At 45.0% G+C, this 21,213-nt stretch carries 16 protein-coding genes; 5 read left to right on the forward strand and 11 right to left on the reverse strand.

Annotated elements, in window-relative coordinates; translation table 11 throughout:
• Nucleotides 1–28: 28 nt before the first annotated feature.
• The 4 genes from G395_RS0121580 to rsmH are packed head-to-tail and all read right to left on the reverse strand — an operon-like array spanning nt 29 to nt 5,084.
• A complete protein-coding gene (locus G395_RS0121580; RefSeq protein WP_026631978.1) occupies nt 29–1,507 on the reverse strand; it encodes a UDP-N-acetylmuramoyl-L-alanyl-D-glutamate--2,6-diaminopimelate ligase in 1,479 nt (492 codons plus the stop codon).
• Nucleotides 1,508–1,514: 7 nt separating this feature from the next.
• The gene (locus tag G395_RS0121585) at nt 1,515–3,659 is read right to left on the reverse strand and encodes a PASTA domain-containing penicillin-binding protein (RefSeq protein ID WP_026631979.1); all 2,145 of its coding nucleotides are present in this window, start codon (nt 3,657–3,659) and stop codon (nt 1,515–1,517) included.
• A gap of 60 nt (nt 3,660–3,719) precedes the next feature.
• Entirely contained in the window at nt 3,720–4,145 is a 426-nt protein-coding gene (locus tag G395_RS0121590) for an FtsL-like putative cell division protein (protein ID WP_026631980.1), read from the reverse strand.
• A 21-nt stretch (nt 4,146–4,166) separates the two neighbouring features.
• Nucleotides 4,167–5,084 (reverse strand): 16S rRNA (cytosine(1402)-N(4))-methyltransferase RsmH, encoded by a 918-nt coding sequence (gene rsmH / locus G395_RS0121595; RefSeq protein ID WP_035361860.1) that lies wholly within the window; start codon nt 5,082–5,084, stop codon nt 4,167–4,169.
• Between the two features lie 139 nt (nt 5,085–5,223).
• Here rsmH and G395_RS0121600 point away from each other — a divergent pair, with 139 nt between their 5' ends.
• The 4 genes from G395_RS0121600 (at nt 5,224) to G395_RS0121615 (ending at nt 10,137) form a co-directional block, all read left to right on the forward strand.
• A complete protein-coding gene (locus G395_RS0121600) occupies nt 5,224–6,471 on the forward strand; it encodes a peroxiredoxin family protein (protein WP_026631982.1) in 1,248 nt (415 codons plus the stop codon).
• A 148-nt stretch (nt 6,472–6,619) separates the two neighbouring features.
• On the forward strand, nt 6,620–7,084 hold the full coding sequence (locus tag G395_RS0121605) for a MarR family winged helix-turn-helix transcriptional regulator (protein ID WP_026631983.1): 465 nt from the start codon (nt 6,620–6,622) through the stop codon (nt 7,082–7,084).
• A 16-nt stretch (nt 7,085–7,100) separates the two neighbouring features.
• Nucleotides 7,101–9,506: a 3-hydroxyacyl-CoA dehydrogenase/enoyl-CoA hydratase family protein gene (locus G395_RS0121610; protein ID WP_051350291.1), complete on the forward strand. Its 2,406-nt coding sequence runs from the start codon at nt 7,101–7,103 to the stop codon at nt 9,504–9,506.
• Between the two features lie 181 nt (nt 9,507–9,687).
• Nucleotides 9,688–10,137 (forward strand): RrF2 family transcriptional regulator, encoded by a 450-nt coding sequence (locus tag G395_RS0121615; RefSeq protein WP_026631985.1) that lies wholly within the window; start codon nt 9,688–9,690, stop codon nt 10,135–10,137.
• Here G395_RS0121615 and G395_RS0121620 read toward each other — a convergent pair.
• The 7 genes from G395_RS0121620 to G395_RS0121650 form a co-directional block, all read right to left on the reverse strand.
• On the reverse strand, nt 10,132–11,739 hold the full coding sequence (locus G395_RS0121620; RefSeq protein ID WP_026631986.1) for a hypothetical protein: 1,608 nt from the start codon (nt 11,737–11,739) through the stop codon (nt 10,132–10,134). The genes G395_RS0121615 and G395_RS0121620 overlap by 6 nt on opposite strands.
• 5 nt (nt 11,740–11,744) lie before the next feature.
• Nucleotides 11,745–12,692 (reverse strand): glycosyltransferase, encoded by a 948-nt coding sequence (locus tag G395_RS0121625; protein ID WP_026631987.1) that lies wholly within the window; start codon nt 12,690–12,692, stop codon nt 11,745–11,747.
• Between the two features lie 56 nt (nt 12,693–12,748).
• Nucleotides 12,749–13,822, reverse strand: coding sequence for an NAD-dependent epimerase/dehydratase family protein (locus G395_RS0121630; RefSeq protein ID WP_026631988.1), 1,074 nt, complete (start codon nt 13,820–13,822; stop codon nt 12,749–12,751).
• A gap of 240 nt (nt 13,823–14,062) precedes the next feature.
• Entirely contained in the window at nt 14,063–14,314 is a 252-nt protein-coding gene (locus G395_RS0121635) for a hypothetical protein (RefSeq protein ID WP_026631989.1), read from the reverse strand.
• A gap of 45 nt (nt 14,315–14,359) precedes the next feature.
• A complete protein-coding gene (locus G395_RS0121640; RefSeq protein WP_026631990.1) occupies nt 14,360–16,120 on the reverse strand; it encodes a M3 family oligoendopeptidase in 1,761 nt (586 codons plus the stop codon).
• A gap of 33 nt (nt 16,121–16,153) precedes the next feature.
• The gene (locus G395_RS0121645) at nt 16,154–16,792 is read right to left on the reverse strand and encodes a KilA-N domain-containing protein (RefSeq protein ID WP_026631991.1); all 639 of its coding nucleotides are present in this window, start codon (nt 16,790–16,792) and stop codon (nt 16,154–16,156) included.
• A gap of 35 nt (nt 16,793–16,827) precedes the next feature.
• Complete coding sequence (locus G395_RS0121650; RefSeq protein WP_026631992.1) at nt 16,828–18,096, reverse strand: cation:dicarboxylate symporter family transporter; 1,269 nt, start codon at nt 18,094–18,096, stop codon at nt 16,828–16,830.
• Between the two features lie 525 nt (nt 18,097–18,621).
• On the opposite strand from G395_RS0121650, the gene G395_RS0121655 reads away from it, so the two are divergent.
• Nucleotides 18,622–21,171 carry an adenosylcobalamin-dependent ribonucleoside-diphosphate reductase gene (locus G395_RS0121655; RefSeq protein WP_026631993.1) on the forward strand — a complete coding sequence of 850 codons (2,550 nt, stop codon included), beginning with the start codon at nt 18,622–18,624 and terminating at the stop codon, nt 21,169–21,171.
• Nucleotides 21,172–21,213: the final 42 nt, after the last annotated feature.

Raw genomic sequence — 21,213 nt, forward strand, 5'->3', positions numbered from 1 at the left:
AAGGCAAATGTGATTTTTAGCACCGATATCAGGAATAACGTTTGGCAAAAGCTTCCAGCAAAACCTCCTTATCATCGAAATGATGCTTAACGCCTTTGATTTCCTGATAATTTTCATGGCCTTTCCCGGCAATTAAAATAATGTCTTCCGGATTCGCCTCTTCAAAAGCCCTGTGAATTGCCTCGTACCGATCCTCAATAACCGATGTTTTTTTGTAGTCCAATGGCGGAACACCTTTTCGCATTTGTTCCAGAATATCCATAGGCTCTTCGTAGCGCGGGTTATCCGATGTTAAAATGACCCGGTTGCTCAGTTTACAAGCAATAGCAGCCATTTTGGGCCGTTTTTCCGCATCCCGGTTTCCCCCACAGCCTACAACCGTAATTACTTTCTCATTTCCGCTCCGCAAATGATTGATGGTTTCCAGCACATTTTCCAAAGCATCCGGCGTATGCGCATAATCTACAATTCCGACAATGTTATGAGCAGAATGAAACTGCTCAAAACGCCCGGGAGGGCTTTTCAGGTTCGAAAGTTCGGTCAGGACAGATTCTGGTTTCTCACCCAACAGAACGGACGCGCCATAAACAGAAAGCAAATTATAAGCATTAAACCGGCCAATTACCCGAAACCAGACTTCCTGATTATTGACCTCCATATGCATGCCCGCCAGCGTATCAGAAATAATTTTCCCTTTAAAACTGGCAAGCGTCTGTAAAGAATAGGTTTCGACTTTCGCTTTTGTGTTCTGGACCATGACGGCGCCGCGGCGATCGTCGACATTCACGAGCGCAAAGGCAGTTTTAGGAAGCTGGTCGAAGAATCCTTTTTTTGCTTTGATATAATTGTCAAACGTCTTGTGAAAGTCGAGGTGATCGTGGGTGATGTTGGTGAAAATGCCTCCTGCGAAATGCAAACCCGTAATTCTGTGTTGTGCAACAGCATGAGAGCTTACCTCCATAAAAACGTGGCTGCATTTGTTTTTCTGCATTTGAGCAAGCAAATCGTTCAGCGCAACAGCATCGGGGGTCGTGTGTGTAGAAGGGATAACTTCATCCTCGATCTGGTTCTGAACCGTAGAAATCAGGCCGCAGCGATAGCCGAGTGCCCTGAAAAGCTGGAAGAGAAATGTAGCAACCGATGTTTTACCATTTGTGCCCGTAACACCCACCAATGTGACCTTTTGAGAAGGATGGTCATAAAATGCAGCGGCAATAAGCCCCATCGCTTCCGCCGAATCCGGAACCTGAATGTAAGTAACATTGTCACTGATTTTTTCAGGAAGTTCTTCACAAAGGATAGCAGTTGCTCCAAGCTCCGTTGCAGTGCCAATGTACTGATGACCATCCGTTTGCGTTCCCCTGAGCGCTACGAACAGGCTTCCGGGCATAACCCTTCGGGAATCCAGAATGATGCTTTTAATTATTACTATATCAGAGCCGGTAACATTAGCGCCGACCACGCCGATCAGGATATCGCTTAAAATTTTTTCTGGGGTGCTCTCCATGAAGGAATTACTGTAATGTTAATAGGATCGTTTTGTTGCCGGCGGCGCTGGTTCCGGGTGGCAGGGATTGCTCCACCACTTTGCCCGAACCTTTAAATGTGACATTGAATCCTTTATTTTCCAAAATATACAACGCATCACGCATGGCCATGCCCTGTAAATCAGGCACATCCCTGGAACTCATATTACGTGTCTGCCAGTTGGTTTTTCCCTTTTTCAGAAGCGATGCAGCTGCATATTCGCTGCCTTCAGGAACGGGTGTCAGTCTAAGTTCCTTGCTGATAATGTTCAGATCAGCCGATCTTCCCGCCCATTTCACGTCTTTCGAAGTTTCAGGCAATGTGTCTTTGATCGGTTTTTGAATGCTAACATCGTAGGCGTAAATCCGGTCGGCAACTTCCTTGAAAACTGGCGCAGCAACGCTTCCTGCGTACAATGTATAGTTGGCGCCCGAGCCCTGAGGCGTATCAATGATCACAATCGCGCTGTATTTGGGCTTATCGGCAGGGAAATAGCCTGCAAATGACGTGTAATATTTTCCGGGGGTATAAATGCCGTTGACTAGCTTCTGTGCCGTTCCTGTCTTTCCTGCGATCTGGTAAAGTTCCGAACTGATATTTTTGGCAGAGCCTGCTTTTACAACGCCTTCCAACATCGTCTTTACTTTTTTAATCGTTTCAGGCGAAGCGATCGGCTTGTCTTCAACATACGGTGGAATTTTATCTTCCACACCTTCCGCATTCCTGATCTCGCGCACAATCATGGGCCTGACCCAATAACCATCATTCGCAACGGCATTGTAGAGCGCCAGCGTTTGCAGCGGAGTCATGGACATTTCGTAGCCATAAGACATGAATGTAAGCGAATAAGCGCTCCATTGCTTCGATGTGCGGTCTTTAATGTAAGGCGGCTTTTCACCCTTCATATGAATTCCCGTTGGCGTGGTCAGGTGGAATTTCTTCAAATAGGACAGGTAAGTATCCGGTTTTGACAAAAAATAGCGCTGCATGAGCATATGCACGCCAATGTTGGACGACTTTTCAAAAACCTGAGTCGCCGTTAAAACACCGTGACCGCCTCTTTTGGAATCATTGATAGAAGTCCCGCGGAAGCGAACCGAGCCTGCGCCAGTATTCACCGTAATCTGATCGGGGTTCATTTTTGTTTCTTCCAAAAGCGCCATCATTGTCGGCAGCTTGAACGTTGAGCCAGGATCGGCGCCACCCGCGACGGCGTAATTGAAAACTTCTTCGTATTTGCCTTCTCCGCGTTTTGTCAGATTAGCCATAGCGCGGATTTCGCCCGTTGCCACCTCCATAATGATCACGCAGCCATAATTGGCTTTACTTTCAATGAGTTTTCTGCGCAAAGCAATTTCCGCCCTGTCCTGAAAATTCATATCCAGCGTGGTATAAATGTCCCTTCCAGCTTCCGGCTGCACATTCAATGCGTCGCCCACGGGAATTTTCATGCCGCCTTCCACCATTTCAACCCATCCTATACCCGCTTTTCCTTCCAGATTTTTGTCAAAGCTGGCTTCGAGGCCAATGTATCCGCGCCCGCTTTTAGGATCAATGCCTCCAATAGTCCGGTCTGCCATGGGACTGAAAGGCTTATAGCGTCTGTAAATCGTCTCAAACTTGCCGCCACCGCCTTTTCTGTTTTTTACAAAGAATGGCCATTTCTTAATCTTTTCCCGGTCCAAATGGCTGATCTGGCGAGATTTAAGCCTCAAATAGCGCTTGCTTTTACTCACGCGATAACGCATGATCTTGTTTTTGTAACCAGCCGCAGTATGCTCGCCAAAACTTTTGGCCAATAGAGACGACAGCTCATCAATGTTATTCCTGAAATAAGCCGAATCAGCTACTTTCGTATCCAAACCCACATAGTAGTAAGGCAGCGAAGTGGCCAGCAGGCGGTCGTCCACAGAATAAATGTTTCCGCGCATCGCCGGAATGGTGTCGATCTTCAGGTCGTTTTTTGCCGAATATTCTGCCCAGGTCTTGCCTTTGAATTCGTCATAATACTGCACGCGGATCAGTTTACCAAAAACCGCTATGGCCAGTAAAAACAAAAGCCACCCCACAGTTCTGGCACGGGCAATCAGCGCTTTCTTATTATTCTGACCGCTTTCAACGTCGTTCTTCATTACTTTTCAGAAGAAAATTAAGCTTATAAAGATTGAGTATTTTTTATTTGTCAGCATCGACTAATCGTCTTCTTCCGACTTGATAATGATCTTTTTGGGAGGGGTTAGGTTTTCTTCGAGACCTTCGGATTTTACTTTTTCAATGATCACAGACTGTAATCCGCTTTTCATATATTCGGCATGAATGGACGTGTACTCGGCCCGAAGATCATCCACTTCTTTTTTAAGCTTAATGCTATTCCGCACATATTGTTCAGACTGGAAACCAATGCGTTCGTAAGCCACGAGCAGGATGACGATCCAGCCGAAATAGTAGAAATATTTAACCGGAAGCCGCTCTTCCTTGCCTGGCGCTTTTTCACCGAAGACTTTGTCCAGTGGTAAAAACTTGTTCAGCCAGTTGAATAAATGATATTCCCGCTTGCGCTTCGCTGGTTTTGGAGGCTTAGGCGGAATGGGCTTAGGTCTTCGTTTATTTTCCGACATCTCTCAAGTGGGGATTAAAAACTATATTTTTTCTGCGATCCTGAGCTTTGCGCTTCTGGCCCGTGGATTTCGTGCAACTTCTTCGGGAGTTGCTTCCACCGGCTTTCTGGTAACGCTGCTAAGGGGCCGAATCGCATTTCCGTAGAAGTCCTTTTCTAATTCTCCGTCAAATTTTCCTTTTAAAATAAAATTTTTGACCAAACGATCTTCCAGCGAATGATAGGACATGACCACCAATCGCCCCCCGGGATTTAGCACTTCGGGGACTTGGGTCAGAAACTCTTCCAGAACCGCCAACTCATCATTCACTTCGATCCTTAATGCCTGGAACACCTGGGCGAAATACTTGTTTTCACGATGCTTAGGGGCATATTTGAGTAAAATCCCTTTCAAATCCGCGACCGTATCGATTGGTGTGCTGTGCCTTGAAGTAAATATGGCTTCGGCAGCCGTGCGGGCATTGGTAACCTCGCCATACATGCCCAGTATGCGCTGTAATTCGGCGCTGGACCTGGAATTGATGACTTCCCGGGCTGTTTTTTCAATGTTCGGGTTCATGCGCATATCCAGATCGGCATCAAACCTTGTGGAAAAACCGCGTTCAGGCGTATTGATCTGGTGCGAGGAAACGCCCAGGTCGCCCAGAATTCCGTCCACTTTTTCGGCCTTGTGCAGTTTCAGGTAACGTTTCAAATGCCTGAAATTGGCCGCTATAAATGTAAATCGCTTGTCATCTTTAAATTCCGCTGCATTGGCCGCAGCGTCCGGATCCTGATCGAAAACGAGCAGCCTGCCCGTCGTTAATTTTTTCAAAATGGCGCGGGAATGGCCGCCGCCGCCAAAAGTCACATCCACGTAAACACCTTCCGGTTGAATGTTAAGCCCTTCCAGGCATTCGGACAACATGACAGGCTCGTGATATGTACTTTGTAAATCCATTTGTTAAAAGCAACGTAATAGGAACTTATTCTTGCCAGGAGGCAGTTACAAACTTAGCAATTTTCAAGCGTACGAATCGCTGTCAGCAAAGGATTTAATTTCGGCAGCATTTGGTTAATTTAATAACAATCCCCTGTATATGAGACTATTCAATCAGATTGCTACGGTCCTGATTTTATTTGCATTGATAAGTTGCAATTCTTCTGCGCAAACCGACCTGAAAACCGGCACCTGGCGCGCAACGCTGAGCCGGGAGGCAAACCGGATCCCGTTTATTATGGATGTATCCAAAAACCCGGATGGGAAAACTTATTCCGTTGTTGTAATCAATGACACGGAAAGGCTCAAAATGGACACCGCGTTCTTCCAGAACGATTCGCTGGTGATTCCGATGGAGCTTTTTGACATGAAAATCATCGCAAAAGCAGAAGGAGAAAAGCTGAAAGGCACTTACTACCGGTATGCAAAAGGCAAAGTGGCCGGCTCGATCCCTTTTGAGGCAGAGTTTGGTAAGGATTATAAGTTTTTCAAACCCGGCGAAGCAAAAAGCACCAAAACCGTTGCCGGGAAGTGGGACGCAACATTCATTACGGAAGCTACGGGTGACACAACGCAGTCGGTAGGGACTTTTTCACAAAATGGAACGGACGTAAAAGGCTCTATATTGACCACAACGGGCGATTACCGCTTTCTTACGGGCAATGTGCACGGCGATAGTTTGTTTTTATCCACATTTGATGGCTCCAATGCCAAGCTTTTCAAAGCGGCTATTCAAAGCGACGGCTCGCTGAAAGGTTCGATGTGGTCGGGCGTGAAGAGCTTGCGGAGCTTTACTGCCAAGCCTAATGATAAAGCGAAATTGCCCGATGCGGCAAGTCTTACCTACTTAAAGCCGGGTTTCGAAACGGTTGATTTTACATTCCCTGATTCAGACGGCAAGCCGGTTTCTCTAAAAGATCCGAGATTTAAAGACAAAGTTGTGATCATTCAGATCATGGGCTCGTGGTGCCCGAATTGTATGGACGAAACCAATTTCATAGCGCCCTGGTATAAAAAGAATAAGGACCGCGGTGTTGAAATTGTCGGTTTGTCCTTTGAACGATCGGATGATCCCAAAGTTTCGAATCCAAAGATAAAACGCATGATCGAGCGCATGGGAATCGATTACCCGATCCTCTTGGCCGGAACCAATACCGATGAAGCGACTGCAAAAGCATTACCCATGTTGAATAAGGTAATGTCTTACCCCACCACCATTTTCATAGACAGAAAAGGAAAAGTCCGGGAGATTCATACAGGTTTCTCAGGCCAGGGAACAGGCGCTTATTTCGATGAATTTGTAACCGATTTCAATGGCTTAATGGATAAGCTGATTGCTGAAAAATAGATTTTAACAGGGTTTTGAAGAACGCATTGTCCGGCTCCGGGCGATGCGTTTTTTAATTAAACTAAAATTAGTATGCTTGCATAATAGTGGGCTGATTTCTTACATTTGTGGAAAGGGGCACTCCTGACACTACTCAGAATTTTTAACGATGCGTAAGGAAAAAACAATTGATTTCCAGATAAAATGGGCATGGCATTCGATTTCCAGAATGTACAATGCCTACGCCGCACGTTTTGATACAACCATGGCCGTAGGCTATGTTCTGCTCAACATTGACATTGAAAACGGAACGCCGGCAACCAAAATAGCCCCGTTGCTGGGCATGGAACCCCGAAGCCTCGTGCGGATGCTCAAAAACCTGGAAGAACGCGGACTCATCAAGCGCGAGGTCAGCGAGCAGGACAAGCGGTTTGTGCGGATTGTGCTCACTGATTTAGGAAAAGAAAAACGGGAACTGGCGCGGGAAGGCGTTATTTCATTCAATACGATGATCAGGGACAAGATTCCGCTGGATAAGCTGGTCGTTTTTTTCGATGTAATTAAGGATATCAACAAACTGGTAGAAGAGGAGAATCAAAAACTCAAAGCCGGCGAAATAGAAGAAGAGCTTTAAACCAAACCTTTAAATAATGAATCGTTCAATTCGTAAAGTAGCCGTTTTGGGCTCGGGCATTATGGGATCGCGCATTGCTTGCCACTTTGCCAATATTGGTGTGGAAGTGTTGTTGCTTGACATCGTCCCTAAGGAGCTTAATGACGCTGAAAAGGCCAAAGGAATGACCAGCGAACACCCGGCATTCCGTAACCGGATCGTGAATGATGCCTTGCAGCAGGCCATAAAATCGTCCCCGGCGCCACTTTACAGCCCGGCTTTTGCTTCACGCATTAAAACAGGAAACTTTGAAGATAACCTGGCTGACATAAAAAATTACGATTGGGTGATGGAAGTCGTTGTGGAACGGCTCGATATTAAGAAAAGCATTTTCGAAAAAGTGGATGCCCTGCGCAAGCCGGGAACGCTCGTAACTTCCAACACGTCCGGAATCCCGATCCATTTGATGGCGGAAGGCCGCAGCGAGGATTTCCGCAAGCATTTCTGCGGAACGCACTTTTTCAACCCGCCCAGATATTTACGCTTACTGGAAATAATCCCAACCTCAGAAACCGATCAGGAAATTGTTGATTTTCTGATGCATTACGGAGATCTTTTTCTGGGCAAAACCACTGTTTTAGCAAAAGATACGCCTGGTTTCATTGCTAACAGGCTGGGAATTTATGCATTAATCCAAACCATCCGGGTCGCTGCTGAAATCGGTTTGAGCGTGGATGAAGTGGACAAGCTTACCGGCCCAGTTGTAGGACGCCCTAAGTCAGGGACTTATCGCCTTTCAGATGTTGTAGGCCTGGATACAACCGTTCATGTCGCGAACAATTTGTATGCTTCCGGAGAGGGGAAAGATGAATCGAGGGACGCATTTGTGGTGCCTGAGGTGATGCAGAAGTTGTACGATAACAAATGGTTAGGGGATAAAACCGGACAGGGTTTTTATAAAAAAATAAAGGATGAGAAAGGCAAATCTGTCATTCTTGCACTGGATTTCAATACATTAGAATATAAGCCTTCTGAAAAAGTTAAGTTTGAAACATTAGAAGGAACCAAGGCCATCAGCGACGTTTCCAAACGTTTTGGCGTGCTGGTTGGCGGCAGGGACAAGGCTGGTGAATTTTACAGAAAGACGTTCGCTGACATTTTCAGATACGCATCCTTGCGAATTCCAGAGATCTCGGATGAAATTTTCCGGATCGATCAGGCCATTGCCGCAGGATTTGGCTGGCAATATGGGCCATTTGAAACCTGGGATGCCATTGGTGTGAAAAACATGCTTTCGATCATGGAAAGCCTGGATATGAAACCTGCGGAATGGGTTTATGAAATGATCGCAGCCGGAACCGAATCTTTTTATAAGGTTGAAAATGGTAAGCGTTCTTACTATGATATTGTTTCAAAAACCTATAAAAAAATCCCTGGACAGGAGAGCTTTATTCTTCTGAGCAATCTTTCAAACAACATTGTCTGGAAAAACGCCGGGGCGAATCTGTATGACATCGGCGACGGAATCCTGAACCTTGAATTCAAGTCAAAGATGAACACGATGGGTTCCGAAGTGATTGAAGGGATTAATAAAGGAATCAGTTTGGCAGAAAAGGACTTTCGGGGATTGGTGATCGGCAACGAATCATCCGAGGCGTTTTCCGCCGGTGCGAACCTGGCTATGTTGTTTATGTTTGCCATCGAGCAGGAATTCGATGAGATCAATATGGTGATTGCACAGTTCCAGCAAACCATGATGCGCGCGCGTTATTCTTCCATTCCGGTAGTAACCGCACCTCATTCGCTGGCATTAGGCGGTGGCTGTGAGCTGAATTTACATGCCGACAAAGTTGTGGCGCATGCTGAAACTTACATCGGCCTAGTAGAGTTTGGCGTCGGGATCATTCCCGCAGGTGGCGGAACGAAGGAAATGGCGCTTCGGTGCTCGGATATGTATCACGCAGGCGATACGGAATTGAACATTCTTCAAACTGCATTCATGAACATTGCGCAAGCGAAAGTGTCGACCTCGGCACAGGAAGCGCGTGAGATGAATTATTTACAGGATAAAGATCAGATCGTGCTCAATCGTTCAAGACTTATTGTGGAGGCGAAACAGGCAGCGATGGATCTGGCGGATAACGGTTATACGCAGCCGAAGCAGCGAAATGACATTAAGGTTCAGGGTAAAACCGGGATTGCGCTCTTTATGGCAGGCATTGCGCAGATGCGACTGGCCAATTATATTTCAGATCACGACGCTAAAATTGCCAACAAACTGGCTTATGTGATCAACGGCGGAGATTTGAGTTATGCTCAGAATGTTACCGAACAATATTTACTCGATTTGGAAAGAGAAGCATTCCTTTCTCTTTGCGGCGAAAAGAAGACGCTTGAAAGAATGCAAGGCTTGCTGAACGGCGGTAAGCCGCCTAGAAACTAGCACTTAGACACTGCAATTTCTTCGTAAATTTTCAAGGGAATTATTGTTTAACCAATTAATGTTCTGCATTTAGCAGGATATTTGGTGAAATGTTCGATATTTAGAACTGATCATCCGTTAATCCGGGATGAAAAAGATTCGCCCTGTATGCTAAATTGACTAAAAGTACATTTGAGCAAAAATGATTTCTAAAAAAGCAAAATACGCGCTTAAAGCCTTAAAAGTTTTAGCAGAACAATACGGGAAAGGGCCGGTCTTGATTTCCTACATTGCTGAAAAAGAGAAGATTCCAAAGAAATTTTTGGAGGCGATACTACTTGACTTGCGTAACAACGGAGTTTTACAAAGTCAAAAGGGAAAAGGAGGCGGCTATTTGCTGCGCATTCCGCCAGGTGAGGTCAATTTTTCAAAAGTATTGCGGATCATCGACGGTCCGATCGCGCCGGCACTTTGTGTTTCGATGTTCTTTTACGGCCGTTGCGACGATTGTAAAGATGAAGAAACATGCAGCCTGCGCTCCGTGCTGGAAAGATGGCGAGACGCTAACCTCGCTGTATTGGACCAAACTACATTAAACGACTTGCTTCAAGCTGAAAACGCACAGCAAACAGACGTTTTGACACAATTATAGGCGGTCGTTGCGCACAAACAAACGTGTGTCATCGAAGTTGCCGATCAGTTTGTAATTAGCTTTAACATATTCCGAAAGCGCAGGGTAACTTTCAATTCCCTGGGCTTTTTTGTTTTGCACCCACATGCTGTTTTTCCCCACCGCATCCAGGACAATAGCAGGCTTAGTTCGCTCAATGTCAGCCATATAGCGGCTCTTGTATTTATCCTGCATCGGATGAAGGAAAATGGAACGCTCTGAGTGGTTTTCGGCGGTGGCCTGTAATAATTGGGCTTCTACATAATAAGCACATTGCCAGCCCCAAACGGCCATGTAATCATCAGGTTTGCTGTATTTTTTTAAAGCAATTACAACAGGACTTTGCGCCAGCGTTCGCGCATTTACAGAATTAAAAGCGTTCAACCGACGCTCTTTGACATAGTAATACGCGTCATTGGAAGCAAACCAGAGCAAAACGATAACAGGGAAGGCAACTGACCATTTTTCAATTTTAGATAAACCATAACCCGCCAGCAATGTGCAGGGGATAATGCAGAAATTGAGATAGTGGATAAAATCGTTACCTGACTTGGTAACCGCGTAAATACTTGAAAACAACAGCAATAGAATGGACACCGGAATAATGGGCTTCATTTTGCCCATACTCGGTCTACGAAATATCTGGTAAAATGCAATGCATATCGGTAAGATCAATGCTAATGTAAATATTTGGAAATCAGAGCTTAATCTGAAAATTGTAATGAACTGGCTTGGGATGTCGAGAAATCCTTTTCCGCCCGCATAAATTACGTTTCCTAAAATATAGAAGAAAATCAGATCAGAAAAGACATTGAAAATCAATGTACAAATGAGTGTCAGGATAGGAAATGTAACACCTCCTAACAAGAGAAACAGAACCGGCTTGAACTCCTTTTTTGTTTTAAAACATTGGTAACCAACCCATAAGCCAGCCGCAGCAAGAACCAGCGCCTGTGGAACGGCTTGCAGCTTGGCAAAAGGGACGGCACCTGCGGCTAGTCCAAGGAAATATAAGTTAGTCTTGTCATTTCCAAGGCCCTGCGTCGCTCTTGAAAGTAACCAGACACAAATAGAAAGCAAGAGGACGGGAAGCTGTTCGCTGGAATAATGGACAAAGTCAATCTCCTGTGTAAAAGCCAGAAACAGCAGCGGAACCAGGGAGATTTTACGGGCAACGGACGCTCCAAACCAGTTTTTAAGAGCATAGAACAGCATTACCAGCGCACCCGCCGCACAAATGAGGCCCATCACCCGGCCGGATGTGTAGTTGATCTCGAAGCCCAGTAACCTTGGGATAACCAGCAAATAATTGTCAAGCGGACCGATTGTGGTGCCGTCCACCGAGCGCCAATAAATGGGATCTTTGAATAAAGTAATCGCGTGGCTCAGCATCTGGCTTTCATCAGGATTGAGCTCCCGGTTGAAAACGATAACTGGTAAACGCATGAAAATCAGGAGGGTAATTGCTGATATGAGATAGCCTTTGGTGGGAATGGATTTATAAGAACCCGAAAAGATTACAAACGCCGCCAGCACGTATCCAATAAGCCAATATACAGGCGGAGAATTGTCAAAAGTGAGCATGCGGTCTAGCTAAAAGTGTCCACTTTCTCAACGAAATCGCGGTAATGAACCGCTGGAATGAAATGTTGTTGAGAACGGTATTGCAATACCATAAAGACCAAAAATAGCGAAATTAGGAAGGATTGCAACATCAGGATCATAAGCGTGCTGCCTAATGTGGATGCCCAGCCGGGCGTTGCATTGCCAATGAGTTTCAGAAAAATGATGAAGATGATAAAAGCAATGGCGATGCCCGACATGAAAATCGAGAATATCAAAATGCGGACCGCAGTGGTGTCCACCAGCACAGAAATGGCGCTTAACCCATGCAAAACCAGCGAAACGAAGTTCATTTTACTTTCTCCGGCCAGCCTTTTAGCACGGTTTGTGAGCACGGAATCATAAGGGATTCTCGACCGGATAATGCCGCCCGGATAGTTATTCCAGATCTCCGAAACCCGAACGAGATTTTGCAACCGGTTTTGCGGCACAAGACTGAAATTGCCAAATGTGATCACTTTTCCGGTCAGCAGCTTGAAAAGCATTTTATAGATCACATAGAAAGATCTGAACAAAAAATTCTCCGTGCGTTTGTTACGTTCTGCAAAAATGATCTTGCCCGGTTCTTGTAATGATCTTTCAGCCAGCAAGTTGATGTCGCTTGGTGCATCTTCGCCGTCCGCGTCCATTACGATAACCTTATCCGCGGCAATGTGTTCGGCCACGTAAGAAAGGCCAATGGCGATCGCTTTCTGGTGTCCAAGATTGCGGTATAAGCGCAGGACTTTGATCTCTTTGCCTCCGAAATGCACAAATGGCTGTGTTCTTTCTTTGGAGGAGCAATCGTCAACGATAAATAGCGTGGTGTTTTGTAGGATCGACGCCTTCAAATCCGCGTTAATCTTTTGTATAAGCAGGTTCAGCGCCTCCCAGTCGTTGAATTGAGGAATGATAATGACAAAATTTTCTGGCATGGGGGAGGAATTTGAAAGCCTCCGAAAGAGTAATTTCGGAGGCTTCGGAAAGATTTTTAAACGGTTTTTGCTAATCTTGAAGAAATACCGTCGTGAATTTGAGTAAGTGTCTCAGTCAGGCCATATTCCCAGTTCCAGCCTGGATAATGCGACTTGAATTTAGAAAGATCGCTCACATACCAGATATGGTCACCGATCCTGTTTGTGTCTGAGTATGAATAGGATAGCTTGTTACCGGTAATTTGCTCGCACAATGCAATGGCTTCCAGCATAGAACAGTTTGCAAAACGACCGCCACCTGCATTATACACTTCGCCCGGACGTGGGTTCTGATAAAAATGCCAGAACATGTTCACAAGGTCATGGCTGTGAATGTTGTCGCGAACTTGTTTTCCTTTATAACCAAAAATCGTGTAATGGTTGCCGGTAATGGCACATTTCATCAGGTAAGCAAGGAATCCGTGCAACTGAGCGCCGGAGTGGTTTGGACCGGTAAGACATCCGCCACGGAAAACCGCCGTTTTCATACCAAAATAACGGCCATATTCCTGAACCATAATGTCGGCAGCTACTTTTGAAGCACCAAAAACCGAATGTTTTGTATGGTCGATGCTGTGTTGTTCGTCAATCCCGTTCTCGAAATAAGGGTGGTTTTGATCAATTTCCCAACGTGTTTCCAGCTCGATCAATGGCAGATAATTGGGGTTATCGCCGTAAACTTTATTAGTAGAAGTAAAAATAAACACAGCTTCTGGTGTATGCAAGCGTGTCATTTCCAGCATATTAAGCGTTCCGACCGCATTTACACCGAAATCTGTAAACGGCTCTTTTGCTGCCCAGTCGTGACTTGGCTGTGCGGCCGCGTGGATGATCAGCTTAATGTCGTTTCCGTATTCTTTAAATATGGGTTCCAGCTGGCTAACTTCACGAATATCAGCAGCGTAATGCTTGTAGTTATTAAACTGATCCTGGATTCTGTTACGGTTCCATTCTGTATTTCCGTCTGCGCCGAAAAAGTATTCTCTTAAATTATTGTCAACACCGATTACCAGATCAAATTTATCCGCTAAAAACGCAACCGATTCACTTCCAATCAGACCGGCTGAGCCGGTTACCAATGCTATATTCATGTTTTTTTGTATTTTTAATTGCCTGTCCTTTTGTATTTAATACAAGTATTTTTCTGCCACGAATACGTAAAGTAAATTAAAAATGTTCAATTGTCACAACTCAGTTATTCAATGGAACGGTTTCAGGAGGAATATATGCTGCAACCTGTATTGAAATTGTTCAATATGTTATAAACAGGATTTCAAAAAAAAGATATCCCCAGTTGTATGAGGATATCTTCTTATATAGGCGGAAATATACTATTGTTTAACCACTGCGTTCGTCGTGCCGCTGTATAACTTGGCACGGATATCGTTTACACGCGTTTCCAGTTCTGGCTTAGCCTCATATTTCAACGACATTTGACGTGGCAATGAGTCCGGGCTTACGCCGTAAACCAATTCGTTACCAGTATTCAGGTCTTTTTGCTCAATGTGATTGTATTTCTGATAGTCACATGATGAAAGCAACGCAAGACAAGCAACAAATGCAACAATTTTATAGAATTTCATTTCTTTGATCGTTCATAGTAATATGGGCAAAAATAACCGTCATTTTCATAACCACCAAATCAGCCCGGACGAAATGTACTTTTTTAGTTCGGCCAGTTCGTTGCGGACAAATTGCATCAGATCAGTGATATGCTGCTCCGAGAAGTCGAATGGAATGCCGGCAGCTTCATATATCTCACCGATTGTTGCGGTATAACCCAGCTTCAACGCATCCAGATAACCTTTCAGGCCTTTTGCAGCATCCTGACGGTAATTTTTCCAAACGCCGATCGCTCCCAACTGCGCAATGCCGTATTCGATATAATAGAAAGGCACCTCGTAAATGTGTAACTGACGCTGCCAAAGGTATTTTTTATAAATCTCAAGACCGCTCCAATCCATTACGTGATCCGTAAATTCTTCATAAATGCGAACCCAGGCATCTGTGCGTTCAGCAGCCGAATGTTGCGGATTATCATACATCCAATGCTGGAATTTATCCACCGTCGCCACCCACGGGAGTGTTTCCAGGATGGATTCCAAATGTTGGATTTTGGCTCGTTTCAAATCATTTTCATTTTCGAAAAACTCATCCCAGTAATCCATCGTGATCAGCTCCATCGACATGGAAGCCAGCTCGGCCACTTCGGAAGGCGTGTGCTTGAATGAATTGAGCTTCAAATTCCGCGTCACCAGCGAATGCACCGCGTGGCCGCCTTCGTGCAGCAATGTTACCATATCGCGCAAATTGGAAGTCGCATTCATGAAAATAAACGGAACACCAATTTCGTCCAGCGGATAGTTGTAGCCGCCCGGCGCTTTTCCTTTCCTGGATTCCAGATCAAGATGTTTCATGTTCTTCATCGTGGTCAGGCAATCGCCCAGGAACGGGTCTAGCCTGGAAAAGCAGCGGATCGTTTTATTGAGCAATTCCTCTCCCGTTGCGAATGGTTTCAATGGCGCCAGTCCCTGCGGATCCACTTTTGTATCCCACGGACGAAGCGCATCTACTTTCAGAGCTTCTTTTCTGTTGGCCGCCATTTCATCGAGCATAGGAACGACCGCTTTTTTCACCGAGCCGTGGAAATTGAAGCAATCCTCCGGCGTATAATCAAACCGGCCCATGGCAGCGAACATATAATCGCGGTAATTCGCAAAACCCGCATTTTTACCAACCTGATCACGCAATGTTACCAGCTTCCCCAGCAGCTCGTCCAGTTGTTCGTGGTCGTCATAGCGTCTGCCGCTGATAGCACGCCAGGCTTCTTCACGAATGTTCCGGTCTGTGGATTGAAGGCGGTCGGCTGCCTTTTGCAAAGTCATTTCTTCACCGTCCAAAGTCACCGTCATAGCACCGGCAATGGCTCCGTAACGGCGCTCTTCGGTCTGCATTTCAGTAATCAGCGGAATGTTTTCTTCCCGAAAAATCTCGATGGCCTTTTTCATGCCACGCAACGTGATTGCAAAGCCGGGTTCCTTCAATTCGGCCAGATAGGGGCTGTCTACTACTTTTTTGTCCAGTGCGTTGCCGTATTCCGCTAATTTGGGCTGAATTTCGGTGATAAAAAACTGCAATGCATTGATCAGGCTCGTGTTAGCCGTGTCGCAGGTCTGCCGGATGTAGCGCCATGCAAAGTTTTCCGATAAATAGGACTCTATCTCACTGCGGTCCATAAACCATTGCTCCAAATCTTCCGCAGAATTGATCTCCCTGTTTTTCAGATTCTCGAAAAAAGGCTCGACATCCTCCCATTTTTTCAAATCAAATTCTTCTCCAATGAAACCCCTTTGTCCCCGGGTCAGTATCTCAATATTATCCGTTGTCATTTTTGTAAAAAGCTTGTTACTGAATTTTCAAAGTTAATTTTTGGCATTTAAGAATGTGCTATCATTTAGTTTTTTGATTCCTTTTATGAGATCAATTCCTTCCAGCGATTTCCGTTGCTGTTCAACTGTATTGGCTAAAAACCTCAGTCGCTCGGCCTTGGACAAGTTTTGGCTGATTAATATTGAGTTCAAACTTTCAATATTCGATAAAATGGCCAGGTCATTGATGCTTGCCATATCACGGATATTTTCACCATTCAAAGCCCTTTTCGGATTTGCCTGTTTCCAATCTCTCGCGGTACATCCCCACATTGCAATATTCAGCAAATCAGCTTCGTCCGCATAGAGCAGCCACTCTTTCGCCTTGGTATACCCTGCCAGAATCCCAATCGCATTTGTTTTAGCAACCCATTCTTTGACACTGACCTTAAATGAATTGATACCTGACTGATTTCTAATTGCGGCGAATTCGCCATGATTAAATTGAGGATTATGCATTCCCTCCCAGGCATGAAGATATTCGAGTGTGTTAGCGTTTCTTAGCCAATCACTTACGAAGAATTCTCCCTCCTTTGCTTTTACCATATCTGTTAAACATATATAGTCTTCGGAGTTAATATTTAGTAAGCCGATCTCAATGTTCTGAACGATTAATTTATTGCTTTTAGGCATGTATAAGTGTGTTAATGTGTGTTTAAAATTCAATTCTAAACCGAATCCGCTCTTTGTGTTGTATCTGTCAAATTATCGGTAATAACGTTCTCTGTTTCGTTAATATTCGCGAAGGCGTATTCCATTTTGCTGCGGTCGAATTCTTTTTCGTTGTTGGCGAGCCAGATTGTGGCGACGCCGTTTCCGATGAAATTCGTGATGGCGCGGGCTTCGGACATGAAGCGGTCGACACCCAGGAGCAGCGCCAGGCCTTCGACGGGAATTACTTTAATGGCAGTTAATGTGGATGCGAGCACCACAAAGCCGCTTCCCGTAACGCCCGCAGCGCCTTTGGAGGTTACCATCAGGATGCCGATCAATGACAAAATCTGCCCGAATGTGAGATGCACATCGAAAACCTGTGCAAGGAAGATCGTCGCCATAGAAAGATAAATCGTTGTTCCGTCAAGATTGAAGGAATAACCTGCCGGGACGACAAGCCCTACAACCGGTTTGGAACACCCCATTCTTTCTAATTTGACCATTAATGAAGGCAAACCGGCTTCCGAAGAAGATGTGCCGAGCACAATCAGCAATTCCTCCCGAATGTATTTCAAATAAGACCAGAGACTGATCTTGTAAGTTCGCATCACCAGCCCTAGAACGCCAAAAATAAAGACGGCCATCGTGGCGTAAACCGTTCCCATGAGCTTGGCAAGCGGCAATAATGTATCAATCCCATATTTTCCGATAGTATAAGCCATTCCGCCGAATGCGCCGATAGGGGCGAAGATCATTACCAGGTGCAAAGCGCGGAAAATGTATTTAGACAAAAAAGTCAGCCATTCCGTGACTTTTTCTTTACCCGAATATTTACTTAAAACAGTTCCCAAAACCAATGAGAACAGCAGAACTTGAAGCGTAACATTATCAAGAAAAAATTGCAACCAACTGAAATCCTGCACTTTGCTGGTATAAGCAGACGCGTCGCCTTTCTGCAAACTGCTGGTTACGACGCCATCTCCGGGGCGGATTAGATTGGCCACTAAAACGCCCACGATCAGCGCCAGCGTTGTTACTACTTCAAAGTAAATCAGCGCCTTAGCACCTACTTTCCCAACTTTTTTCAAATCACCCATCCCGATGATCCCCAATGTAATGGTCAGGAAAATGATGGGGTTAATAAATACTTTAACAATGGAAATAAATCCCTTTCCGAGAATCTCCATCTGCACGGCCTGCTTCGGAAAATAATGTCCCATTAAGGCACCGGCCGTTATGGCGGTGAGAACCCAGAAGGTGAGATTTGTAACTAACTTTTTCAATAGGATAGGGGTCTAGGATCGGGGCGGTTTGTGCAAGTTTTCAAGATACAATAATAAAAGTCCGAGAAATTGTTTCAAGAATGGAAAAGTAAATTTTTCTTAATTATTTATATTTGGTCTAAATTATAATTCTATATTTGTTTCATATAGATAAGTGCTAAAAGACAGAAACGCCTCTGCTTTAAAATCACCAGAAAGAACTGAGTTAAAAGATCTGTTAGCCGACTTTAAGCAAAATGAAGAGTTAAGACAAAATTTCGCCATGGTAATTCAAAATTTCCGGCTTCCATTGGGGCCGGTTTTTTTTATATAAATGTTTTGTTTGGAAGATGTGAAAGTAAAATTTGCAAACTTTTTCTTAATGAAGCTTATCTATATACCTCATTAACAAAAAGTTATAAAAAAAGTTTGTAAACAATTGTTTAACATTAAGTTAATAAAGTGAACAAATTTTGAAGATGGAAGCGAGAAAAGAGTTACTTTTAATACTTGATTTTTATTCAATGTTCTTGATATATAAGCGATATGGAATCTACTAAAACAACACAGACACAACAGACCTATACGACAGACGAAGCGTATCAGGCTTCGCTTCAATACTTTAAAGGAGACGATCTGGCGGCGCGCGTTTGGGTTAATAAATATGCGCTCAAAGATTCATATAGCGCCATATATGAAGCCACGCCCGACGACATGCACCGACGCATTGCGAAGGAAATTGCAAGGATAGAGGCCATTTACCCGAATCCATTAAGTGAAGACGAGGTTTTTGATCTGATCAAAGATTTTAAATACATTATTCCGCAGGGAAGTCCGATGACGGGCATTGGCAATCCTTACCAGATTGCCTCCTTGTCAAACTGTTTTGTGATTGGTAACAATGGTGCGTCGGATTCTTACGGCGGCATTATGAAGATTGATCAGGAGCAGGTTCAGTTGATGAAAAGACGCGGCGGTGTGGGCCATGACTTGTCGCACATTCGTCCGAAAGGATCGCCCGTTAAAAACTCTGCGCTCACCTCCACGGGCATCGTGCCATTTATGGAACGCTTCTCGAATTCGACAAGAGAAGTGGCTCAGGACGGTCGCAGAGGGGCATTAATGCTTTCGGTGGCAATCAGGCATCCGGATTCTGAGGATTTCATTAATGCAAAATTGGAGCAGGGCAAAGTAACCGGCGCCAATGTTTCTGTCCGCATTGACGATGAATTTATGCGCGCTGTCGAATCCGGCGAAACTTACAAGCAACAATATCCGATCAAAAGCACCACGCCAACGCACATCAAGGACATTGATGCGACGGCTTTGTGGAAAAAAATTGTGCATAATGCCTGGCAATCGGCCGAGCCAGGGATTTTGTTCTGGGACACGATCATTCGCGAATCTGTGCCCGATTGCTATGCTGATTTGGGTTATGAAACAGTTTCTACCAATCCTTGCGGCGAAATTCCATTGTGCCCTTACGATTCCTGCCGCCTGCTGGCGATTAATTTGTTCTCTTATGTGGACAAACCTTTCACAAGCGAGGCATCATTCAATTGGGATTTGTTCAAAAAACATGTTGCGGCAGCGCAGCGCATGATGGACGACATTATCGACCTCGAACTGGAAAAGGTGGATGCAATTCTTCGCAAAATCGATGAAGATCCGGAAGACGAAGAGGTTAAAAGAGTGGAGCGCAACCTTTGGCTGAACATTCAAACCAAAGCAAGAGAAGGCAGAAGAACAGGAATCGGCATTACCGCAGAAGGCGATATGCTGGCAGCGCTGGGTCTGCGTTACGGAAGTGACGAAGGAACCGAATTTGCAGTCGAAATACACAAAACCGTTGCCCTGGAAGCCTATCGCGGATCGGTGCAGACTGCCAAGGAAAGGGGAGCATTTTCTATTTTTGATTCAGAAAGAGAAAAGAATAACCCATTCATATTGAGGCTGAAAGAAGCAGATGCGCAGCTTTATTACGAAATGCTGGAGTATGGCCGTCGTAACATTGCGATGCTGACCATTGCACCGACCGGAACGACGAGTTTAATGTCCCAAACGACGTCGGGCATCGAGCCGGTTTTCCTGCCCGTTTATAAAAGAAGAAGAAAAGTGAATCCGGGCGATAAGGACGTTCGTGTAGACTTTGTGGATGAAGTAGGCGATTCCTGGGAAGAATATGTTGTTTTCCACCACCGTTTCAAGGAATGGATGGAGATCAATGGCCATGATATCAGCAAAAATTACGCGCAAAAAGAGCTGGATGATCTTGTTAAAAAATCGCCTTACTACAAAGCCACTTCCAATGATGTGGATTATCTGAAAAAGGTAAAAATGCAGGGCGCTATCCAGAAATGGGTGGACCATTCTATCAGCGTAACCATTAACATGCCTAATGACGTGACCGAGGAACTGGTAGGAGAATGTTATATGGAAGCCTGGAAGGCTGGCTGTAAAGGAGTTACAGTTTATCGCGACGGTTCAAGATCCGGCGTTCTGATTGCCAATACGGAGAAAAAAGAGGAAACGGTGGCCGGTAATGTGCCTTTCCCAACGACCAGACCACAGATTCTGGAAGCCGATGTTGTTCGTTTCCAAAACAAAAAAGACAAATGGATTGCATTTGTAGGCTTGATCGATAACCAGCCTTATGAAATTTTCACCGGTCTTGCCGATGATGAAGACGGGATTCTGTTACCAAGATGGGTCAATGAAGGTGTAATTATCAAGAATCGCGAAGCAGACGGCAGTTCGCGTTACGATTTTCAATATAAAAATACGCGTGGCTATAAAACCACCATTGAAGGGCTCTCGTATAAATTCAATCCTGAATACTGGAATTACGCGAAGTTGATTTCCAGTACATTACGTCATGGAATGCAGATCGAAAAAGTCGTAGACCTCATCAGCAGCCTGCAACTGGACGAATCCATCAACACCTGGAAAAACGGCGTTGCCCGTGCATTGAAACAATACATTCCGGACGGAACGGAAGCAAAAAAGCAGAAGTGCCAGAATTGTAATTCAACGAATTTGCTGTATCAGGAAGGTTGTCTGACGTGTAAGGATTGCGGTTCTTCGAAGTGCGGGTGAGGTAGGATGTTGATTACAAGCAAGTTGCCTGTCAGCCTGGGC

Source organism: Dyadobacter alkalitolerans DSM 23607 (assembly GCF_000428845.1).
GTDB classification, from domain to species: Bacteria; Bacteroidota; Bacteroidia; order Cytophagales; family Spirosomataceae; genus Dyadobacter; species Dyadobacter alkalitolerans.